Source organism: Flavobacterium psychroterrae (genome assembly GCF_018380615.1).
GTDB classification, from domain to species: Bacteria; Bacteroidota; Bacteroidia; order Flavobacteriales; family Flavobacteriaceae; genus Flavobacterium; species Flavobacterium psychroterrae.
In genome coordinates this window covers 86,345-105,812 of sequence record NZ_JAGYVZ010000015.1, presented here as the reverse complement: position 1 = coordinate 105,812, position 19,468 = coordinate 86,345, and the positions used below count along the sequence as shown (strand labels likewise).

Annotated in this window: 17 protein-coding genes; 15 read left to right on the top strand and 2 right to left on the bottom strand. The window is 34.0% G+C overall.

Features of this window, described 5'->3' with window-relative positions:
* Nucleotides 1–172: 172 nt before the first annotated feature.
* Together panD and panC are read right to left on the bottom strand one after the other, a co-directional pair.
* Nucleotides 173–523, bottom strand: a complete 351-nt coding sequence (gene panD, locus KHA90_RS16135; protein ID WP_213302760.1) for an aspartate 1-decarboxylase — start codon at nucleotides 521–523, stop codon at nucleotides 173–175.
* A 14-nt stretch (nucleotides 524–537) separates the two neighbouring features.
* The gene (panC, locus tag KHA90_RS16130; protein WP_213302757.1) at nucleotides 538–1,416 is read right to left on the bottom strand and encodes a pantoate--beta-alanine ligase; all 879 of its coding nucleotides are present in this window, start codon (nucleotides 1,414–1,416) and stop codon (nucleotides 538–540) included.
* Nucleotides 1,417–1,494: 78 nt separating this feature from the next.
* Between panC and KHA90_RS16125 the strand changes: the two genes are divergently transcribed.
* The 15 genes from KHA90_RS16125 to bioA all read left to right on the top strand — a co-directional run bounded on the left by KHA90_RS16125 (nucleotide 1,495) and on the right by bioA (nucleotide 19,404).
* A complete protein-coding gene (locus KHA90_RS16125; RefSeq protein ID WP_213302755.1) occupies nucleotides 1,495–2,301 on the top strand; it encodes a glycogen/starch synthase in 807 nt (268 codons plus the stop codon).
* A gap of 21 nt (nucleotides 2,302–2,322) precedes the next feature.
* A complete protein-coding gene (locus KHA90_RS16120) occupies nucleotides 2,323–3,936 on the top strand; it encodes a DUF4270 domain-containing protein (protein ID WP_213302752.1) in 1,614 nt (537 codons plus the stop codon).
* Nucleotides 3,937–3,946: 10 nt separating this feature from the next.
* A complete protein-coding gene (gene glmS / locus KHA90_RS16115; protein ID WP_213302749.1) occupies nucleotides 3,947–5,797 on the top strand; it encodes a glutamine--fructose-6-phosphate transaminase (isomerizing) in 1,851 nt (616 codons plus the stop codon).
* A gap of 379 nt (nucleotides 5,798–6,176) precedes the next feature.
* The gene (locus KHA90_RS16110) at nucleotides 6,177–8,966 is read left to right on the top strand and encodes a TonB-dependent receptor (protein ID WP_213302746.1); all 2,790 of its coding nucleotides are present in this window, start codon (nucleotides 6,177–6,179) and stop codon (nucleotides 8,964–8,966) included.
* An 82-nt stretch (nucleotides 8,967–9,048) separates the two neighbouring features.
* Nucleotides 9,049–10,611, top strand: coding sequence for an SGNH/GDSL hydrolase family protein (locus KHA90_RS16105; protein ID WP_213302743.1), 1,563 nt, complete (start codon nucleotides 9,049–9,051; stop codon nucleotides 10,609–10,611).
* A gap of 232 nt (nucleotides 10,612–10,843) precedes the next feature.
* The gene (atpD, locus tag KHA90_RS16100) at nucleotides 10,844–12,355 is read left to right on the top strand and encodes a F0F1 ATP synthase subunit beta (RefSeq protein WP_213302740.1); all 1,512 of its coding nucleotides are present in this window, start codon (nucleotides 10,844–10,846) and stop codon (nucleotides 12,353–12,355) included.
* 81 nt (nucleotides 12,356–12,436) lie between these two features.
* Nucleotides 12,437–12,718: a F0F1 ATP synthase subunit epsilon gene (locus KHA90_RS16095; RefSeq protein ID WP_213302737.1), complete on the top strand. Its 282-nt coding sequence runs from the start codon at nucleotides 12,437–12,439 to the stop codon at nucleotides 12,716–12,718.
* A 183-nt stretch (nucleotides 12,719–12,901) separates the two neighbouring features.
* Nucleotides 12,902–13,540 (top strand): NAD(P)-dependent oxidoreductase, encoded by a 639-nt coding sequence (locus tag KHA90_RS16090; RefSeq protein ID WP_213302734.1) that lies wholly within the window; start codon nucleotides 12,902–12,904, stop codon nucleotides 13,538–13,540.
* A gap of 71 nt (nucleotides 13,541–13,611) precedes the next feature.
* Nucleotides 13,612–14,766: an aminotransferase class I/II-fold pyridoxal phosphate-dependent enzyme gene (locus KHA90_RS16085; RefSeq protein WP_213302731.1), complete on the top strand. Its 1,155-nt coding sequence runs from the start codon at nucleotides 13,612–13,614 to the stop codon at nucleotides 14,764–14,766.
* Between the two features lie 207 nt (nucleotides 14,767–14,973).
* The gene (locus KHA90_RS16080) at nucleotides 14,974–15,168 is read left to right on the top strand and encodes a hypothetical protein (protein WP_213302728.1); all 195 of its coding nucleotides are present in this window, start codon (nucleotides 14,974–14,976) and stop codon (nucleotides 15,166–15,168) included.
* A gap of 81 nt (nucleotides 15,169–15,249) precedes the next feature.
* Nucleotides 15,250–16,113 carry a TraB/GumN family protein gene (locus KHA90_RS16075; RefSeq protein ID WP_213302725.1) on the top strand — a complete coding sequence of 288 codons (864 nt, stop codon included), beginning with the start codon at nucleotides 15,250–15,252 and terminating at the stop codon, nucleotides 16,111–16,113.
* A 7-nt stretch (nucleotides 16,114–16,120) separates the two neighbouring features.
* Complete coding sequence (locus KHA90_RS16070) at nucleotides 16,121–16,624, top strand: RNA polymerase sigma factor (protein WP_213302723.1); 504 nt, start codon at nucleotides 16,121–16,123, stop codon at nucleotides 16,622–16,624.
* Complete coding sequence (locus tag KHA90_RS16065) at nucleotides 16,614–17,231, top strand: hypothetical protein (protein WP_213302720.1); 618 nt, start codon at nucleotides 16,614–16,616, stop codon at nucleotides 17,229–17,231. The genes KHA90_RS16070 and KHA90_RS16065 overlap by 11 nt, the downstream gene beginning before the upstream one ends.
* Before the next feature lie 163 nt (nucleotides 17,232–17,394).
* Nucleotides 17,395–18,030: a dethiobiotin synthase gene (gene bioD / locus KHA90_RS16060; RefSeq protein WP_213302717.1), complete on the top strand. Its 636-nt coding sequence runs from the start codon at nucleotides 17,395–17,397 to the stop codon at nucleotides 18,028–18,030.
* A 102-nt stretch (nucleotides 18,031–18,132) separates the two neighbouring features.
* On the top strand, nucleotides 18,133–19,404 hold the full coding sequence (bioA, locus tag KHA90_RS16055; protein WP_213302714.1) for an adenosylmethionine--8-amino-7-oxononanoate transaminase: 1,272 nt from the start codon (nucleotides 18,133–18,135) through the stop codon (nucleotides 19,402–19,404).
* Nucleotides 19,405–19,468 lie beyond the last annotated feature (64 nt).

Sequence of the window (19,468 nt, the reverse complement as noted above, 5' to 3'; positions counted from 1 at the left end):
AAGTTTTTCCCAGATAATTACGGCTAAAAAAAAATCGCGCGAAGTCGCAAAGCCGCCAAGTTTACATACATTTTCTTTGCGATTTTGCGCGATATTTATTCGGCAAAAGCAAGCCTGTTTGTTCAAATATAATTTTGACAAACGGTAGTAAGATAAAGTGTAAAAGGAAAACTTAGGTTAATGAATTATCATTTTCATTAGGAAAAATAATCCACGGCTTGAAGGTTTTAGCTTCTTCAAATTCCAGAGTTGCATAGGATATGATGATGATAATATCATCTTTCTGAACTTTTCTGGCTGCAGGACCATTCAGTGTGATTTCACCTGAATTTTTTTCTCCTTTAATGGCGTAAGTTTCAAAACGTTCTCCATTATTAATGTTTACAATAGATACTTTTTCACCTTCAATAATATTTGAGGCTTTCAGTAAAGTTTCATCAATAGTAATACTGCCAATATAATTTAAATCAGCTCCGGTTACTTTAACACGATGAATTTTAGATTTTATAACTTGAATTTGCATGTTGCAAAGGTAAATTAATTTAATGAAATGGTATCAATCAACCTTATAGAATTAACAAATACTGCGATAAATGCACGGTAGTTTTTGTCTTTACTTTTATGATCAATAGGTGATAATGTAGATTCATCAGCAATAACGAAATATTCAAGGTCAAATCTCTCGTTGTCTTTGAAGGAATTTTCTACGAATTTGATCGTTTCTTCAGGAGTCTTGGTTTGGAATATTTCTTTTGCCTCGGTTAATACCTTATATATTATAGCTGCTTCTTTTCTTTCTTCCGGGGTTAAGCGTTCATTTCTTGAACTCATTGCCAGCTGATTGTCTTCCCTAAAAATGGGACAGCCTACAACATTAACCGGTAAGTGGGCTTTTTCGACCATTTTTTTAACAATTTGCAATTGCTGGAAATCTTTTTCTCCAAAATAAGCATTTGTAGGAGTTACAATTTCAAATAGCCTTTTTACGATGGTGCCAACACCATTAAAGTGTCCGGGTCTGAATTTTCCTTCCATTTGATTTTCTAATCCATCAAAATCAAAGGGCTGTGAAACCGTATGTCCTTCGTAAATATCATCTACAGTTGGTGCATATAAAATGATTTTGTCACTTAAATTGCGCATTTTTTTTACGTCTTCGTCAAGTGTTCTTGGATATTTTTCGAGATCTTCGGGATTGTTAAATTGCGTGGGATTGACAAAAATACTTACTACCGTATCGTCGTTTTCCTTGATTGATCTTTGCATTAACGCCAGATGACCTTGGTGTAAAGCGCCCATTGTTGGTACAAATCCTATAGTTGAATTTGCCGTTTTGATAGTTTTCAAATAGGCTATCAAAGCTACTTTACTGTAGAAAATATGCATGGCAGTATTATTAAAATTTAGTGCAAACATAATATATTAGTTATAAACTGCATAAATTTTTGTAATTTTGCAACGTTTTTATTACCAAAAATTAAGTAAAATACTATTATGAAAGATAAGAGGATATTATATGTATCATCTGAAGTCGTGCCTTATTTGGCTGAAAATGAGGTTTCTTTAATGTCTTATGACGTTCCCAAAATGATCAACGATCAAGGAGGTCAGATAAGAATTTTCATGCCAAGATATGGAAATATCAACGAAAGAAGACACCAATTACATGAAGTTATTAGACTTTCAGGAATGAATTTGGTAGTGAATGATTTAGATATGCCATTGATTATCAAGGTAGCTTCAATTCCTAAAGAAAGAATTCAGGTTTATTTTATTGATAACGATGAATATTTTAAACGTAAAGCAACTTTTGCTGACGAAGAAGGTGTTCTTTATCCGGATAATGACGAAAGAGCGATATTTTTTGCTAAAGGAGTTGTGGAGACGGTGAAAAAACTAAACTGGGTTCCGGATATCATTCACGTTCATGGCTGGCTGGCTGCAATGCTGCCAATCTACATGAAGCATTACTATAAAAATGAAGCTTTATTTTCTGAAACTAAAATTGTAACCTCTGTTTACGGGCAATCTTTTGATGAAAATTTAGATTTAGAAATGATAAATAAGGTGAAATTTGACGGAGTTCCGCATGAAGCAATCTCTGATTTAGAAACACCAAATTACGAAAACGTTCTAAAGGCTAGCATATTACACTCTGATGCAGTAATTATTGCATCTGAAAACGTATCCCCAAGTTTAACAAAATTTATAGAATCTTCAGGAAAACCTTTTTTACCTTTCGCCGGGAAAGATGGATTCGCAGAAGCGTATACCAATTTCTATAAAACGATGGGTCTTTAAATTTTAACTTTATTATTAAACATGTATAATACTTCTTTTATTAAGAAAATTCTATTAGTTGCAACAGTTGTTCTTTTATATTCTTGCGACAAAGATTTTAATGCGATTGGTGATGGTTTGATCGGTGACGATCATTTTGGACTTGAATCTGAAAAATATGACGTTTTAGCTTATAATCAGGAAGTAACTCCAGTGCAGTCAAACGGATTAACACTTAATGGTTTAGGTATTTTTGATAATCCGGTTTTCGGAACAACAACATCGAATTTTGTAAGTCAGGTTTCTTTGTCTTCTTATGCGCCAACTGTTGGTGAAGTAACATCAATAGAAAGCGTAGTGCTTAGCGTTCCTTATTTTAGTCATGTAACTGCTACAAATGCTGACGGAAGCCGCACTTATGCATTAGATTCTATATATGGGGATGTTAATGGTAAACTTAAATTGAGTGTTTACGAATCTAAAGTTCAAATGCGTAGTTCTTTTATTGATGGAGGTTCTCAATTTGCACAATTGTATTATACAAATCAGGATTCACCGGATTCTGATGACATTAATTTTAATGCAGATGCAAGCAAAGGGGTTTTACTTAATGATGATGTAAATCCATTACAAAATGAACAATTCTTTTTTAGTGCTGCAGAAATTGTAGATATCACTAAAGATGATGCTGGTAAAGATGTTACTACAAGAGTGGCTCCGGAAATGCGCCTGAATTTAAATAAAACGTTTTTCCTGGATAAAGTTCTAAAAGCTGATGCTTCAAAACTTTCATCTTCAACTGTTTTTCAGGAATATTTTAGAGGATTGTATTTCAAAGTGGAAAAATCAGGCGGCAGCCCTACAAATATGGCATTATTAGATTTTGCAAAGGCGGGTAATGCTAAAATAACAATAAAGTATAAAGCGAAAACGGCGGCAACAACTGATGGTGATGCTACAGAAGATAAGTCAATAGTAATTAATTTAACAGGTGCCCAGGCTGGATTACTTCAGGAGAATAAAAACGTTACTTATGACACTGCAGTTAAAAGTGCTAACAAAACCGCAGGAGATGAAAGACTTTATTTAAAAGGAGGTCAAGGATCGCTTGCTGTAATTGAATTAAGTGGTTTTGGTGCTCAACTAGAACAAATAAGAAGTGAAAAGTGGTTGGTTAATGAAGCGAATTTAATTTTTTCTATCGATTCAGATAATATGAAACCTGCTTATGAGCCAAAAAGAGTTTACTTATATGATTTAGATAATAATCTGCCAATTGTAGATTATACCGCAGATGGAAGTTCAAGCATAACTGCTGATACTAAAATGACTAAGGTTGTATATAGCGGGATAATTAATGTAGATGCAACTACAAAAAGAGGTACAACGTACAAAATTAGATTAACGAGTCATATTCGTAATATCATAAAAAATGCAACTGTTAAAAACGTGAGATTAGGTTTAGTAGTTACAGGAGATATTAATACAATAACTTCAGGAAAATTAAAACTTAAAAATGACGTGATTTCAGATGTGCCAAGAGCTTCGGTTATGAGTCCGTTAGGTACAATATTGTTTGGGTCGAATATTCCTTCAACCGATGCAAATTATGCTAAAAGACTACAACTGCAAGTATACTACACGAAACCAAATTAATAAATAATATATGTGTGGAATTGTTGGATATATAGGTCACAGAGAGGCTTATCCTATTATTATAAAAGGATTAAAGCGGCTTGAGTACAGAGGATATGATAGTGCTGGAGTCATGTTATATGATGTCGAAACAGGTATAAAACTTTGTAAAACAAAAGGTAAAGTTTCGGATCTTGAAGCTAAGGCAAAAGAAGGCTTTACTTCAAACGGAACTATAGGAATCGGTCATACACGTTGGGCAACACACGGGGTCCCAAACGATGTAAACTCACATCCGCATGTTTCTAATTCCGGAGAATTAGTGATTATTCACAACGGAATTATCGAAAACTATGCACCGCTTAAAGAGGAATTAATCAAAAGAGGGTATACTTTTAAATCAGATACAGATACTGAAGTATTAATTAATCTTATTGAAGAAGTTCAGAAAAAAGAAGGAATTAAATTAGGAAAAGCAGTTCAGATTGCTTTAAATCAGGTTGTAGGAGCGTATGCAATTGCAGTTTTTGATAAAAAAAATCCTAACGAAATTGTTGCTGCAAGATTAGGTAGCCCATTAGCAATTGGTGTTGGAGAAGGAGAATATTTTATTGCTTCAGATGCTTCGCCTTTTATTGAATACACTTCAAATGCAATTTATCTTGAAGATGGTGAAATGGCAAACATTAGATTGCACAAACCATTAAAAGTCAGAAAAATTAAAGATGACTCTTTAGTAGATCCTTATATTCAGGAACTTCAGATGAATTTGGAGCAAATTGAAAAAGGCGGTTACGATCACTTCATGCTAAAAGAAATCTACGAACAGCCAAGTGTTATTAAAGATACTTACAGAGGAAGACTTCATGCTAATGAAGGAATTGTTCAAATGGCAGGTGTTGAGGATAATTTAGAAAAATTCTTAAACGCAAAACGTATTTTAATAGTAGCTTGTGGTACTTCATGGCATGCAGGTTTAGTAGCAGAATATATTTTTGAAGAATTTACCCGTATTCCTGTTGAAGTTGAATACGCTTCAGAGTTTAGATACAGAAACCCAATTATAAATAAAGATGACGTTGTTATCGCTATTTCTCAATCAGGAGAAACGGCTGATACAATGGCGGCTATTAAATTAGCGAAAGAAAACGGTGCCTTTGTTTTTGGTGTTTGTAATGTGGTTGGATCTTCTATTTCAAGAGAAAGTCATGCTGGTGCTTATACACACGCAGGTCCGGAAATTGGAGTGGCTTCAACAAAAGCATTTACAACTCAAATCACCGTTTTAACCATGATCGCATTGCGATTAGGTAAAGCAAAAGGAACTTTGTCAAACACTGACTTTCATGGATATTTACAAGAATTAGAAATAATTCCTGAAAAAGTAGCGGAAGCTTTAGAAACTAACGACAGAGCAAAAGAAATTGCTGCAACTTTTAAAGATGCACCAAACTGTTTGTATTTAGGTCGTGGATATAATTTTCCGGTGGCGTTAGAAGGAGCTTTAAAACTTAAAGAGATCTCTTATATTCATGCAGAAGGTTATCCTGCTGCCGAAATGAAACATGGTCCAATTGCTTTGATAGATGAGCATATGCCCGTTATCGTTATTGCACCTAAACAAGGGCATTATGATAAAATTGTAAGTAACATTCAGGAAATCAAATCAAGAAGCGGTAAAATCATCGCTGTGGTTACTAAAGGCGATACTCAGGTTCGTGAGTTAGCTGATTATGTAATTGAGATTCCTGAAACTTCAGATGCGTTGTCGCCGTTAATCACAACAATACCTTTACAATTATTGTCTTATCATATAGCAGTAATGAGAGGTTGTAATGTAGATCAACCGCGTAACTTAGCAAAATCAGTTACTGTAGAGTAACATTTTTATATTATTATAAGAAAAAAGCGAGATGTAAATCTCGCTTTTTTTTGTGCCTTATTTTTTCAATTTTCTTTTTATATATCAGTGCTAAATGTTAAAAAAGCGATATTCCACGTCTCGCTTTTCTTATTGTCATATTTTTTTCTTAGATATGTATTTTTATTAAATCCTTATTTTTTTGGTTAAAAATAATATGTATGCATAGTATTTACTGTTTTGGGACTTTGATATTTGATTTTAATTTAATAAAAGTAATTGATGAATAGTTAAAATTGTAACTAAATTTATATATTATATTTATTTTTTTTAACATTTTTTTATTAATATCAAAATTATTTGTATTTTGGCTACATAAACTAACCAAAAACAAACCTAAATGAGAGTATATTTACTAATTATGTTGTTTTTTAGCGGAATAACCTTTGCGCAGAATACAATTACTGGTTCTGTTACTGATGGTAACAAACAATCTATCCCCGGTGCTAATGTAAGTGTTGTAGGAGATCGAAGTGCTACTTCAACAGACTTTGACGGAACATTTAAGTTGAGTACTTCTGTCAAACTTCCGCTTACGCTAAAAGTAACAGCGGTAGGATTTGAATCTAAGACGATCAATGTTACATCTGCAAGTCAAAAAGTGAATGTCATTTTAAAAGATGAAGAAACAAAACTGGATGAAATCGTTGTTTCTGCGTCGAGAACTCCTGAAAGAGTAATTGAATCGCCCGTTACAATTGAGAGAATGGGAATTCAGGAAATCAGGAATACAACTGCTCCAACTTTTTATGATGGTTTAGAGAATTTAAAAGAGGTGAACTTTAATACCAGCAGTATTTCGTTTAAATCCATTAATACTCGTGGTTTTGCATCTGTGGCGAATACGCGTTTTATGCAATTGGTGGACGGAATGGATAATTCATCGCCGGCATTGAACTTTGTATTGGGAAATTTAATTGGAATTTCGGATATAGATGTGGCTAATGTGGAGCTTTTGCCGGGTGCTTCTTCGGCACTTTACGGAGCAAATGCTTTTAATGGTATTTTGTTTATGAACAGTAAAAGTCCTTTTACGAATGAAGGAATTAGTGTTTACTACAAATATGGACAAACAAGTCAAAAAGCTGCCGGAACTAATGATTATAATGATTTTGGAATAAGAGCTGCAAAAGCATTCACAAAATATTTTGCACTAAAGGCTAACTTTACATATATGGAAGCAACAGAATGGATTGCTGCCGACACAAGAAGTATGACCGGAGGTTCTGTAGGTCATGCAAATAATCAAAATTACGACGGATTAAATATTTATGGTGACGAGGTAACTACTTTTATACCAAATGTGGGACAAGTTAGCAGAACTGGATATCGTGAACAGGACTTAACAGATAATAAAGTTAAAAACTTAAAAGCTGATTTTTCTGCTCATATAAAACCAACAGATGAAACAGAAATTATCCTGCAATATAAAATTGGTTTAGGAAGCACAATCTATCAGGGAGCAAACAGATATGCCTTGAAGGATTTTACCATGCAGCAAGGTAAAATTGAGGTAAAAGGTAAAAACTTTTTTGCAAGAGTTTATGCTACAGATGAAGATGCGGGAAATTCATATGATATGAGATTCGCTGCATGGAATGTAAACAGAGCTGCAAAATCTGATCAGGAATGGTTTACGAATTACGCAACAGCTTATCAGTTTTCTGGTGCTGTTATGGGAACAAATGCAAACGAGTCTGCTGCAATTGCAAGAAATTTTGCTGACTACAATGTGCTTCCTGCGCCACTTTCGTTTATTCCTGCGTCAAAAGGATTGCCTAGATTCGAACCAGGTTCGGCTCAGTTTAATAGTGCGCTTGCAACAGTAATTTCTAATCCTGATTTAACTCAGGGGGCAAAATTTATAGATCATTCTAAATTATATCATTCAGATGTGAATTATAATTTTAGAGATATGATCAAATGGGCAGAAATTCAGGTTGGTGGTTCATGGAGAGAATATGTAATGGATTCTGAAGGAACTATTTTTACAGATTATGATGGTCCAATTAGTTATAGAGAATATGGAGCTTACGGGCAGTTGACTAAAAAATTCATGGATGACAGATTGAAATTCACAGGGTCTTTGCGTTACGATAAAAGCCAAAACTTTGATGGTAATCTTTCACCAAGAGTTTCGTTTGTGTATTCTGCCGGAGAGTCTAAAAGACATAACTTCAGATTGTCTTATCAAACAGGTTTTCGTAATCCAACAACACAAGATCAGTATATTGGTTTAGATCTTGGGCCATTCGCATTAATTGGGTCGGCTCCGGAAAATTTAGATCGTTTTCAGGAAACTGTGAATGTAAGTGCTGCCGGACAAACTATTGCTGGTCAGCCGGCAACTATTGGGATGTCTGGTCAAAATGCTTACCGCAATGCCTATACAGTAGCTTCGGTTCAGGCGTTTGCGGCTTCGGCTAATCCTGCTGATCTTAAAGTGGCTAATATCGGATTAGTAAAACCAGAGCAGGTTCAGGCTTTTGAGGTGGGATATCGCTCAGTAGTACAAAACGATTTATCTATCGATTTAAATGCTTATTACAATATTTATAATGATTTTATGAATACATCGAGAGTAATATCTCCATATTATGGAACTGTAGGAACGGATTCAACTAATCCTTCGGTACAGCAAACGTATCAGGCTTTAGCTTTTGGGGACAGAAGAGTATATCAAATTTATACAAACACTACGGCTCAGGTTTCTTCATTAGGATTTGGAATTGGTTTATCAAAAAAAATATACAAAGATTTCGAATTAGGTGCTAATTATAATTATGCACAATTTGATTTTAATCAGGAAGATGATCCAAGTTTTATTGCAGGTTTTAACACGCCAAAACATAGAATTAAAGCGTCTCTTGGAAATGCTAAAGTGATTAAAAATTTAGGTTTTAATGTTAATGTGAGATGGAATACAGAATATTTATGGCAATCTTCTTTTGGAGATGGTATGGTTCCTGAAAATACAGTTCTTGATGCTCAGATAAACTATGCTTTCACAAAATTGAAATCAGTAATTAAAGTTGGAGCAACAAATCTTTTCGGGTCTGATTATCTTCAGGTAATAGGAGCTGGGGCAATTGGTCAGCAATGGTTTGTTTCCTGGACAATTAATCCATAATTATTAAAAGTAGTGATGAAGCAGGTTTCTTTCTTTTGATTATTTCAAATGAGAAAGAGTTAATAATTTTAAACTTAATAACATGATAAAAAATATGAAATGGCTATTATTGGTTTCCTTAACCTTTGTAGCATGTAATAATGATGATAGTGATACTCCAGCAGAAGTGCCTGTTGTTGCCGGATCAGCGGTTTTTACAAAATATATAGCACTTGGAGATTCTTTTGCTGCAGGTTATAGTGACGGAGCCTTGTTTGCAAAAGGTCAGAGTAATTCATATGCTAATATATTGTCTCAGCAATTTGCGGCAGCGGGCGGCGGAGCTTTTACTACTCCTTTAATGCTGGATAATATTGGAGGTTTTTCTTCCGGTGGCTTACAGGTTCCTAAATTCCCAACAAGGCTTACTTTTATTGGAGCTACAAGTTCGCCTGCAAACGTTCCGGGAGTTTCGGCTACACCAATTACGACTCATTTAACGGGGACTTTTAGTAATTTAGGAGTTCCGGGAGCAAAAAGTTTTCACTTAATAGCGCCTGGTTACGGAAATCTTGCTGGAGTTTTTGCAACTCCTGCAACAGCAAATCCGTATTTTGCACGTTTTGCTTCATCAGCAACTACAAGTGTTTTAGCTGATGCAGTAGCACAAACGCCTACATTCTTTTCTTTGTTTATTGGAGGTAATGATGTTTTGGGTTATGCTACAAATGGCGGTGTGCCAACTTCCCAAGATCCGGTTTTGGGAGATGATATTACACCAACGGCCACTTTTAATTTTGCTTACAATACACTGGTTACAACTTTAACAGCAAATGGCGCAAAAGGAGTTGTTGCAAATTTACCTTATATTACAACTTTGCCTCATTTTACGACAGTTCCTTATAATCCACTTACTGCAAAATCAATTGGGAAAAATAATGACGCAGTTGGTTTGGCAACGATTAAATTGCTTAATGCGCAATTATATGGTCCGCTTAAACAAGCTTTGACAGCTCTTGGTGCCGGAGACAGAATTAATTTATTGTCCGAAACTTCTACAAGTCCATTATTGATAAAAGATGAAACATTGCCTAATCTTGGCGCTCAGTTAGCAGCGATATTTGCACCAACGTTAGGCGCGCAGACTGCAGGTGCTTACGGTGCGATATTTGGTCAGGCAAGACAGGCTAAAACTACAGATTTAATATTGTTAACTACAAAAGATGCTATTGGTACAGCGCCAACGGCTGCTAACTCTGGTTTAGGAATTGCTCCGGCGTTTCCGTTAAATGCATTTGGGATATCATTTCCATTGCAGGATAAACACGTGTTGATTCCAACTGAAATTGCAGAAATTAAAACAGCAACAGATGCTTACAATGTAATAATTGCTGCTGCTGCCGAAGCAAAAGGATTAGCTTTTGTAGATACCAGAAGTGTGTTGGCACAGCTTTCAAACGGGGGATTTCGTTTTGGTAATTTCACAATGACATCCTCTTATGCGGTTGGAGGAGCATTTTCGCTTGACGGAGTGCATCCAAGTGCTAGAGGATACGGATTGATTGCCAATATTTTTATAGATGCAATTAATGCAAAATATGGTTCGACCTTACGTCATGTTGACTTGGCTTTATATCCAATTCAATATCCGTTAACGATACAATAAGCCAATTTTTTTAGTAAGAAAGCCACTCGTTTCGAAAAATGTAGTGGCTTTTTTTATTTTCATAAAAATTACTGTTTTAGTTATTTGAAGCCTTACTTTTATGAATCTAACATATTCGTAGTATTTTTTATAAAAAAAATATTGATTTTATATTTTAAAAAATTATCTTTGCGCTCTGAAAAAAGAGGTATTTTCGATAAACCTAAATAGCTATTTAATAAATACATAAGTAATGTCAAAAGTAATAGGAAAAGTTGCTCAAATCATTGGACCAGTAGTTGACGTAGTTTTCAACGGTAAGGATGTTGAACTTCCAAAAATTTATGATTCACTAGAAATCACTAAAAAAGACGGAACATTATTAGTTCTAGAAGTGCAATCTCACATTGGAGAAAACACTGTTCGTACCATTTCTATGGACTCTACAGACGGTTTGTCAAGAGGATATGAAGTAGTTGGAACGGGTAATCCAATCCAAATGCCAATCGGTCCAGATGTATATGGAAGATTATTCAATGTAATTGGAGATGCAATTGATGGTTTAGGAAACTTGCCAAAAACAGGAGAAAACGGTTTGTCTATTCACAGACAAGCTCCTAGATTCGAAGATTTGTCAACTTCATCAGAAGTTTTATTCACAGGTATTAAAGTAATCGATTTAATTGAGCCTTATGCAAAAGGTGGTAAAATTGGATTGTTTGGTGGTGCAGGTGTTGGTAAAACAGTATTGATTCAGGAGTTGATCAACAATATTGCAAAAGGTCACGGTGGACTTTCAGTATTCGCAGGAGTAGGTGAAAGAACACGTGAAGGAAATGACTTGCTTCGTGAGATGTTAGAGTCAGGAATTATAAAATATGGTGATGATTTCATGCACTCTATGGAAAATGGAGGATGGGATTTATCTAAAGTAGATATGCCAGGAATGAGAGAGTCTAAAGCTACTTTCGTTTTCGGACAAATGAATGAGCCTCCTGGAGCTCGTGCACGTGTAGCACTTTCAGGATTGTCTATCGCTGAGTATTTCCGTGATGGAGCTGGAACTGATCAGGGTAAAGACGTATTGTTTTTCGTTGATAACATCTTCCGTTTTACACAAGCAGGTTCTGAGGTATCAGCACTTTTAGGACGTATGCCTTCTGCAGTAGGATACCAACCAACTCTAGCAACAGAGATGGGAGCTATGCAAGAGCGTATTACATCTACAAACAAAGGATCTATTACATCTGTACAAGCGGTTTACGTTCCTGCGGATGATTTAACTGACCCGGCGCCGGCAACAACATTTGCTCACTTAGATGCTACAACAGTATTGTCTCGTAAAATTGCTGAATTAGGTATTTATCCAGCGGTTGACCCGTTAGATTCTACTTCTAGAATTTTAACTCCTCAAATCTTAGGAGCTGAGCATTATGACTGTGCACAAAGAGTAAAAGAAATTCTTCAAAAATACAAACAATTGCAAGATATTATTGCGATCTTGGGTATGGAAGAATTATCTGAAGAAGATAAATTATCAGTATCCAGAGCACGTCGTGTTCAACGTTTCTTATCTCAACCTTTCCACGTAGCGGAGCAATTTACAGGTATTCCTGGAGTTTTGGTTGATATTAAAGATACTATCAAAGGATTCAACATGATTATCGATGGTGAATTAGATCATCTTCCGGAATCAGCTTTCAACTTGAAAGGTTCTATTCAGGATGCTATCGAAGCTGGAGAAAAAATGTTAGCTGAAGCTTAATATAATTATGAATTATGAGTTATAAATTATGAGTTTCTACTCACTTATAACTCATAACTTATAACTCATAACTTAAAAAAGATGATTTTAGAAATAGTATCACCAGAAGCAAAATTATTTTCAGGAGAAGTAACATCTGTTACCTTGCCTGGAGTTGATGGAAGCTTTCAAATATTGAATAATCACGCTCCTATTGTTTCTATTCTGGAAAAAGGAACTGTAAAAATTGCAGCTTCAAATTTTAATTTTTCTAAAGACATAGCGAGTAAATTCACGAGAGTAAATGACCAGACTTATACATTAGAGATTCAGTCAGGAACTATCGAGATGAAAGACAATAAAGTAATTGTATTAGTTGACTAATACAATTTCAAAATTATTATAAAAGCCAGACAGTAATGTTTGGCTTTTTTTGTTTTATCTTTGAACTATTAGAATCTCTTTATAAAATATTGATTGTACAATAAAAGCTCAGTAAGCTTTTATTATTTCGTTTTATCGACCAGATAAAGCGTAATTATCTATGTCAAATTTTATAAAGAATATATGAAAAATATAAAAAAGGTTGCCGTTTTAGGCGGTGGCGGCAGAACTGGAAATTATCTCGTAAACCAGTTGTTAAAAGAAGGATTCAGCATAAAACTTTTGCTGAGAAATCCAGAGAACTTCTCAATTCAACACGCACATATAGAAATTGTCAAGGGCGATGCTCTTGATTTAGCATCGATACAATTATTGCTTAAAGATTGTGAGGCAGTTTTAAGTACAATCGGACAATGTAAAGACGAACCTCTTGTTGCGAGTGGTGCAACTGAAAATATCCTGAAAGTTATGAAGGATCGCCAGATTGAACGTTTTGTTTTATTGGCAGGATTGAACATTGATACACCATTTGATAAAAAAAGTTCCAAAACAAAAATGGCTACAGACTGGATGAAAGCGAATTTCCCTGTAATTCAGCAAGACCGACAAAAGGCTTATGATTTATTGGTTGAAAGTGATGTGAATTGGACACAAGTTCGGGTTCCTTTTATTGAATTTACAGATATTGATACTGAGATTTCTATTAATACTGAAGATTGTTTGGGAGATAAAATCACCGCTCATGATATTACAAAATTTATGGTCAGAGAAATGATTGATTCTAATTACAAAAGACAATCGCCTTTTATAAGTACAATTTAAAATTAAATAAAGACAGCGGGCGACATCAAACCCGCTGTTTATTTCAAGTTCAATTTCATAACTTTGCTTTTATGAAATTACCTGAAAACCTGATTAAAAAGCTTGAAAACCGTAAGCAGAATAATTCGCTTAGGAAATTACCTGTGTTTAATAATTTAGTAGATTTTTCTTCTAATGATTATATTGGATTCTCAAAATCCGAATCTATTTTTAAATTAACGCATGCGTATTTATTGGAAAACGAAATTTTCCAGAACGGTGCAACGGGTTCTCGTTTGATTTCAGGCAATCATTCTGTATATCAGATAACAGAAGCCTTTATTGCAGAGTTTCATGAAGCTGAAGCGGCTTTAATCTTTAATTCAGGTTACGATGCCAATCTTGGCTTTTTTAGCGCTCTGCCGCAACGAAATGACGTTATTTTATATGATGAATTATGTCACGCTTCTATTCGGGATGGAATTGTGATGTCAAATGCCAAATCGTATAAATTCGATCACAATGATTTTGAAGATCTGGAAAGGCTTATTATTAAATACCACTCTTTTAAATTCCAAATTCCAACTAATATTTACATTATTACCGAAACTGTTTTTTCTATGGATGGCGATACTCCAAACTTAGAAGAATTAGTTGAACTAGCTGAAAAGTACAACTGTTATTTAGTAGTTGACGAAGCACATACTTTAGGTGTTTTTGGCGAAAAAGGCGAAGGATTAATTCAATATCTTAATTTACATAATAGAATCTTTGCCCGAATTATGACTTTTGGAAAAGGTTTAGGCTGCCACGGTTCAGTAATTTTAGGAAGTACAGAACTTAAAGAATATCTGGTGAATTTTGCCCGAAGTTTTATTTATACAACAGGATTATCTCCACATTCTGTTGCTACAATTTTAATAGCGTATCACCAATTAGTAATCGAAAAAGAAACAATCAGCAAATTGCGTCAAAACATTGTGTTGTTTAACCAGCAGAAAAATTTACTTGGCTTAAAGCCAATGTTTGTTCGAAGTAAATCAGCAATACAATCAGCAATTGTTCCGGGAAATGAAAACGTAAAGCAATTGGCACAACAATTACAGGATAAAGGATTTGATGTAAAACCAATTCTTTCACCAACGGTTCCTGAAGGACAAGAGCGTTTGCGTTTTTGTATTCATAGTTTTAATTCTGAAGAAGAAATCAATCAGGTTTTAGAACTTCTGAGAGATTTTGTATTTTAAATTTTTTATTTCACAGAGATTCACGAAGTAGGCACAGAGATTCGCAAAGTAAAATTTTGTAAATCTCTGTTTTTTTTCTTTGTGAATCTTTGTGAATACCCTGTTTTTCCTCGCTTTTTTAAAAAAGTTTTAAAAACTTTAATTTTTTTTGTAACGTTTTGATTGTTTGATTACTTACGAGCCGTAATCAAATAAACCAAAATAATTATGAAAACAGAATCAACTTCAAAAAGCGAGAGAACTTCAAACTTTATATTTATATTTTTAACTTCTCTCGGATTAGGGTACACTTTAGTAAACCATTTTATATTTGATAAACCAAGAACAGAAACACTCGTTGTAATGATTTGTTTATTTATGCTTTCGATCGCTTCATGGAAACGAAAGAAAAATATTAAATAGTAACAGTGGGTTTCAATCATCAAATCAATCAATCATTAAAATACAATCATCAATCAATTATCAACTTAATCAATCAACAAAATGAAAAATGTATTCAAATCAGTAGCTACAGCAATCGCAATTGTTTTTAGCTTGTCAATTCAGGCACAAACCAAATCTCCAAAACTTGAGAATTCACTTTTATGGGAAGTATCAGGAAATGGATTATCAAAACCTTCTTATTTGTACGGAACTATTCATATGATTTGCGGACCGGATTATTTTTTATCTGATAAAACAAAAAAAGCACTCGATGCTTCGACTGAATTAGTATTAGAAGTCAATTTGGCTGATCCAAAAGAAATGACGACAATGCAGCAAATGGCAATGGGCGAACAACCTTTAAGTAAAAAATTAAATCCGGAACAATTGTCTAAATTAGATGCAATTTTAAAAAAGACAACCGGAATGACCGTGCAGCAAGTAGATGCTTTTAGTTTAATGGCAGTAATGAGTTTAATTTCGATGAAAACCTTAGGTTGCACAGATTTAAAATTTTATGAATTGGAATTTATCGAAAACGCAAAGAAAAGGAATTTAAAAGTCGACGGATTAGAAACGGTTAAATCTCAATTTAAAAGTTTTGAAAATGCTTATTCTGATAGTGAAATGATAGCAATGTTACAAGAATCTGATGTTGAGGAAACAAATTCACTTGTAACGAATTATAAAAAGGAAAATTTGCAAGAATTATATAAAGATATTACTGCTGAGAAATTAATGAATGCGAAAGCTAAAAAATACATGCTTGAAGAAAGAAATCAGAATTGGGTGAAATTATTGCCTGCAATGATGCAAAAAGAAAGTCTGTTTGTGGCGGTTGGATCAGCACATTTAGCTGGTGAAGAAGGAGTAATTAATTTGTTAAGAAAAGCAGGATATCAGGTAAAACCAGTAATGAATTAGTACTATTTTGAAAGAGAAAGAACAATATTTTTTAAATAGAATCGAAAGTCATAAAGGAATACTCTACAAGGTTTCTAAAATGTACATGGATAATCATGACGATCAGCAAGATTTGTTTCAGGAGATTATTTGTCAGCTTTGGAAATCGTATGATTCTTTTAGAAACGAAAGTCAGTTTTCGACCTGGATGTATCGCGTTGCAGTAAATACGGCAATTGTTTTCCTGAAAAAAGAAAAACGGAAAGTTGATAAATATGAAATCGCTTCTGAAAACATTAAAGACGATGAAGGCGATTCGCATATTAAAGAAAGTCAGATTGATCATTTTTACAAAGCAGTTCAAAAACTGGAAAAAATTGACAAGGCTATTATTTTCTATCAGTTAGAAGGCTTTTCTCATAAAGAAATAGGAGAAAATCTCGGAATATCTGAAGGAAACGCAAGAGTGAAATTAAACAGAGCAAAAGAAAAATTAAAAGAAATAATTAAAAATCAGGGATATGGATTTTAACGATATACAAAACGCATGGAACAATGAAAAAACTGATAATGTCGTTCTTCCAGATAATTTAGAAAAAATAAAATCGGCCAAGACACCGTTAGGCAAGATCAGAAGAAATTTGAGAAATGATTTGATTGGGCAGACAATATGTGTAGTTCTATTAGCAGCCATACCCTACATGTACGAATTTCCCGAAAAATGGATTGCACCTTTTTACTTGCTTTTCAGTATCTTTTTAGCTGTTTGCATTTACTATTTGGCTAAGTTGTATTTCTTTTATAAAAGGCTAAATAATATAACTTTAAAAACCAGAGACAGTCTTTATGAAACTTATTTCGACATAAGGCTGAATATGGAATTGTACAAAACGTTCGGCTTTGCATTAACACCATTTTTAGTATTGTTTTTACTTGGTTTTGTATATGAGAAACTTTCAATGAAACCTGGAGGATTTCAGATAGAGAACTTAAGTAATGGACAATTGATAAGTGTTTTTTTTATAGTTGCCTTTTGTATTTTATTTATGGGATTGTCTGTGGACTGGACAGTAAAATGCTTTTATGGGAAATATGCCAAAGAAATTAAAAAAGTAATTGACGAATTAAAAGAAGAATAAAATACAACCCATCGTAATTGATGGGTTTGTTGTTTTTATTGGTATTTTTGAAAAAGTTATTACACAGAGAAACACCAAGAAAAACAAAAGCTACATAAAGAAAAAAACTACTTTGTGAATCTCTGAGCTTTCTTTGTGCATCTTTGTGAAACAAAAAAAGCTTATGAAAATATTTGTAACAGGAATTTCTACGGATGTTGGTAAAACTATAGCTTCTGCCATTATTGTTGAAGCTTTAGAAGCTGATTACTGGAAACCGATTCAGGCGGGAGATTTAGAAAACTCTGATAGTATTAAAGTAAAGAAATTATTAAGTTGTGGCGCTGAACGAAGTCGAAGTGAATCTCACATTTTCGAAAACAGTTATCAATTAAACACGCCCGCAAGTCCGCATTTGGCAGCAGAAATTGATGGAATTACAATTGATTTAAAAAAAATTCTTGAACCCAAAACCGAAAATCATTTAGTAATTGAAGGCGCGGGAGGAATTTTTGTTCCGTTAAATGAAAATGAAACTATTATCGATTTAATTCAAACAGATTATAAAATAATTATTGTTTCGAGACATTATTTAGGAAGCATCAATCATACTTTATTAACGATAGAAGCAATCAGAAATCGTGGCTTTCAGGTTTCGGGAATTATCTTCAGCGGAAGCGAAAACAAATCAACCGAAAATATCATTCTGAATAAAACCGGAATAAAATGTATTGGCAGAATTGACCAGGAACCGTATTTTGATCGAAATGTAATTAAAGAATATGCAGACTTGTTCCGAGAAAACCTTCTAAATTTATAGAGTACAGAAAATAGAATAAAGAAAATTGACTTTCCTATCTTTGTCTCTATTCAAAGACGTAAAGTCTTTGTTCTATACTCTATTTTCTATATTCTAAATAAGATGACATTAACCGAAAAAGACAGCCAGTATCTTTGGCATCCTTACACACAACACAAAACGACACAAACTCCAATTGCGATTTCAAGAGGTGAAGGTGCTTTGCTTTGGGATGAAAACGGAAAAGAATATATTGATGCGATTGCTTCGTGGTGGGTGAATCCGTTTGGGCACAGTAATAAATTTATTGCAAATGCGATTTACAAGCAATTAACGACATTAGAACACGTTTTGTTTGGCGGTTTTACACATGAGCCAGCAATAAAAGTGGCAGAAAGACTAATGGAGATTCTGCCTGAAAATCAGCAAAAAATCTTCTTTTCTGATAATGGATCAACTGCTGTTGAAGTGGCGATAAAAGTAGCTTTGCAATATTTCTTTAATAAAAATGAAAAACGAACTACAATAATTGCTTTCGAAAATGCATTTCACGGAGATACTTTTGCAGCTATGGCGGCAAGCGGAATTTCATTTTATACACAAGCTTTTCAGGGAATGTTTATAGATGTAGTCCGAATCCCGGTTCCGGTGAAAGGGCAGGAGCAGGAAAGTTTTGATGCATTAAAAAATGTGATTAAAAATCATAATTGTGCAGGTTTTATTTTCGAACCTTTAATACAAGGAGCGGCTGGAATGGTAATGTATGAACCTGAAGCGTTAGTAAAATTGATTCAGATTTGTAGAGAAAACAAAGTTTTAACTATTGCTGATGAAGTTATGACAGGTTTTGGTAAAACAGGAAAAACCTTCGCAATGGATTATGTTACTGAAAATCCGGATATGATTTGTTTATCAAAAGCATTAACCGGCGGAACAATCCCAATGGCGATTACGACTTTTACACAAGAAATTTTTGATGCTTTTTATGATGATGATATTAATAAAGCATTATTTCACGGTCATACTTTTACGGCGAATCCCACGGGTTGTGCGGCAGTTTTAGCAAGTATGGATTTGCTGCAGACGGATGAAATGCAAGCTAATATTAAAAGAATCAATGCAAGTCATTTAATCTTTCAAAAGAAAATTGAAAACCATCCAAAAGTTTCTACCGCCAGAACGTTGGGTGTTATTTTTGCAGTCGAGATCAAATCAGATTCTCAGGAAAGTTATTATGGTTCAATGCGAAATAAACTCTATAATTTCTTTATTGAAAAAGGAGTTATTTTAAGACCGGTTGGTAATATTGTTTATATTCTTCCGCCTTATATTATGACAGATGAACAGCTTCAAAAAGTATATTCGATTATTGAAGAAGCGATTGATATGGTTTGATTTTTTTTTTGTCCACAGGTTTAAACGGGTTAAACGGGTTTTCACAGATTATAATGAAAAGAAA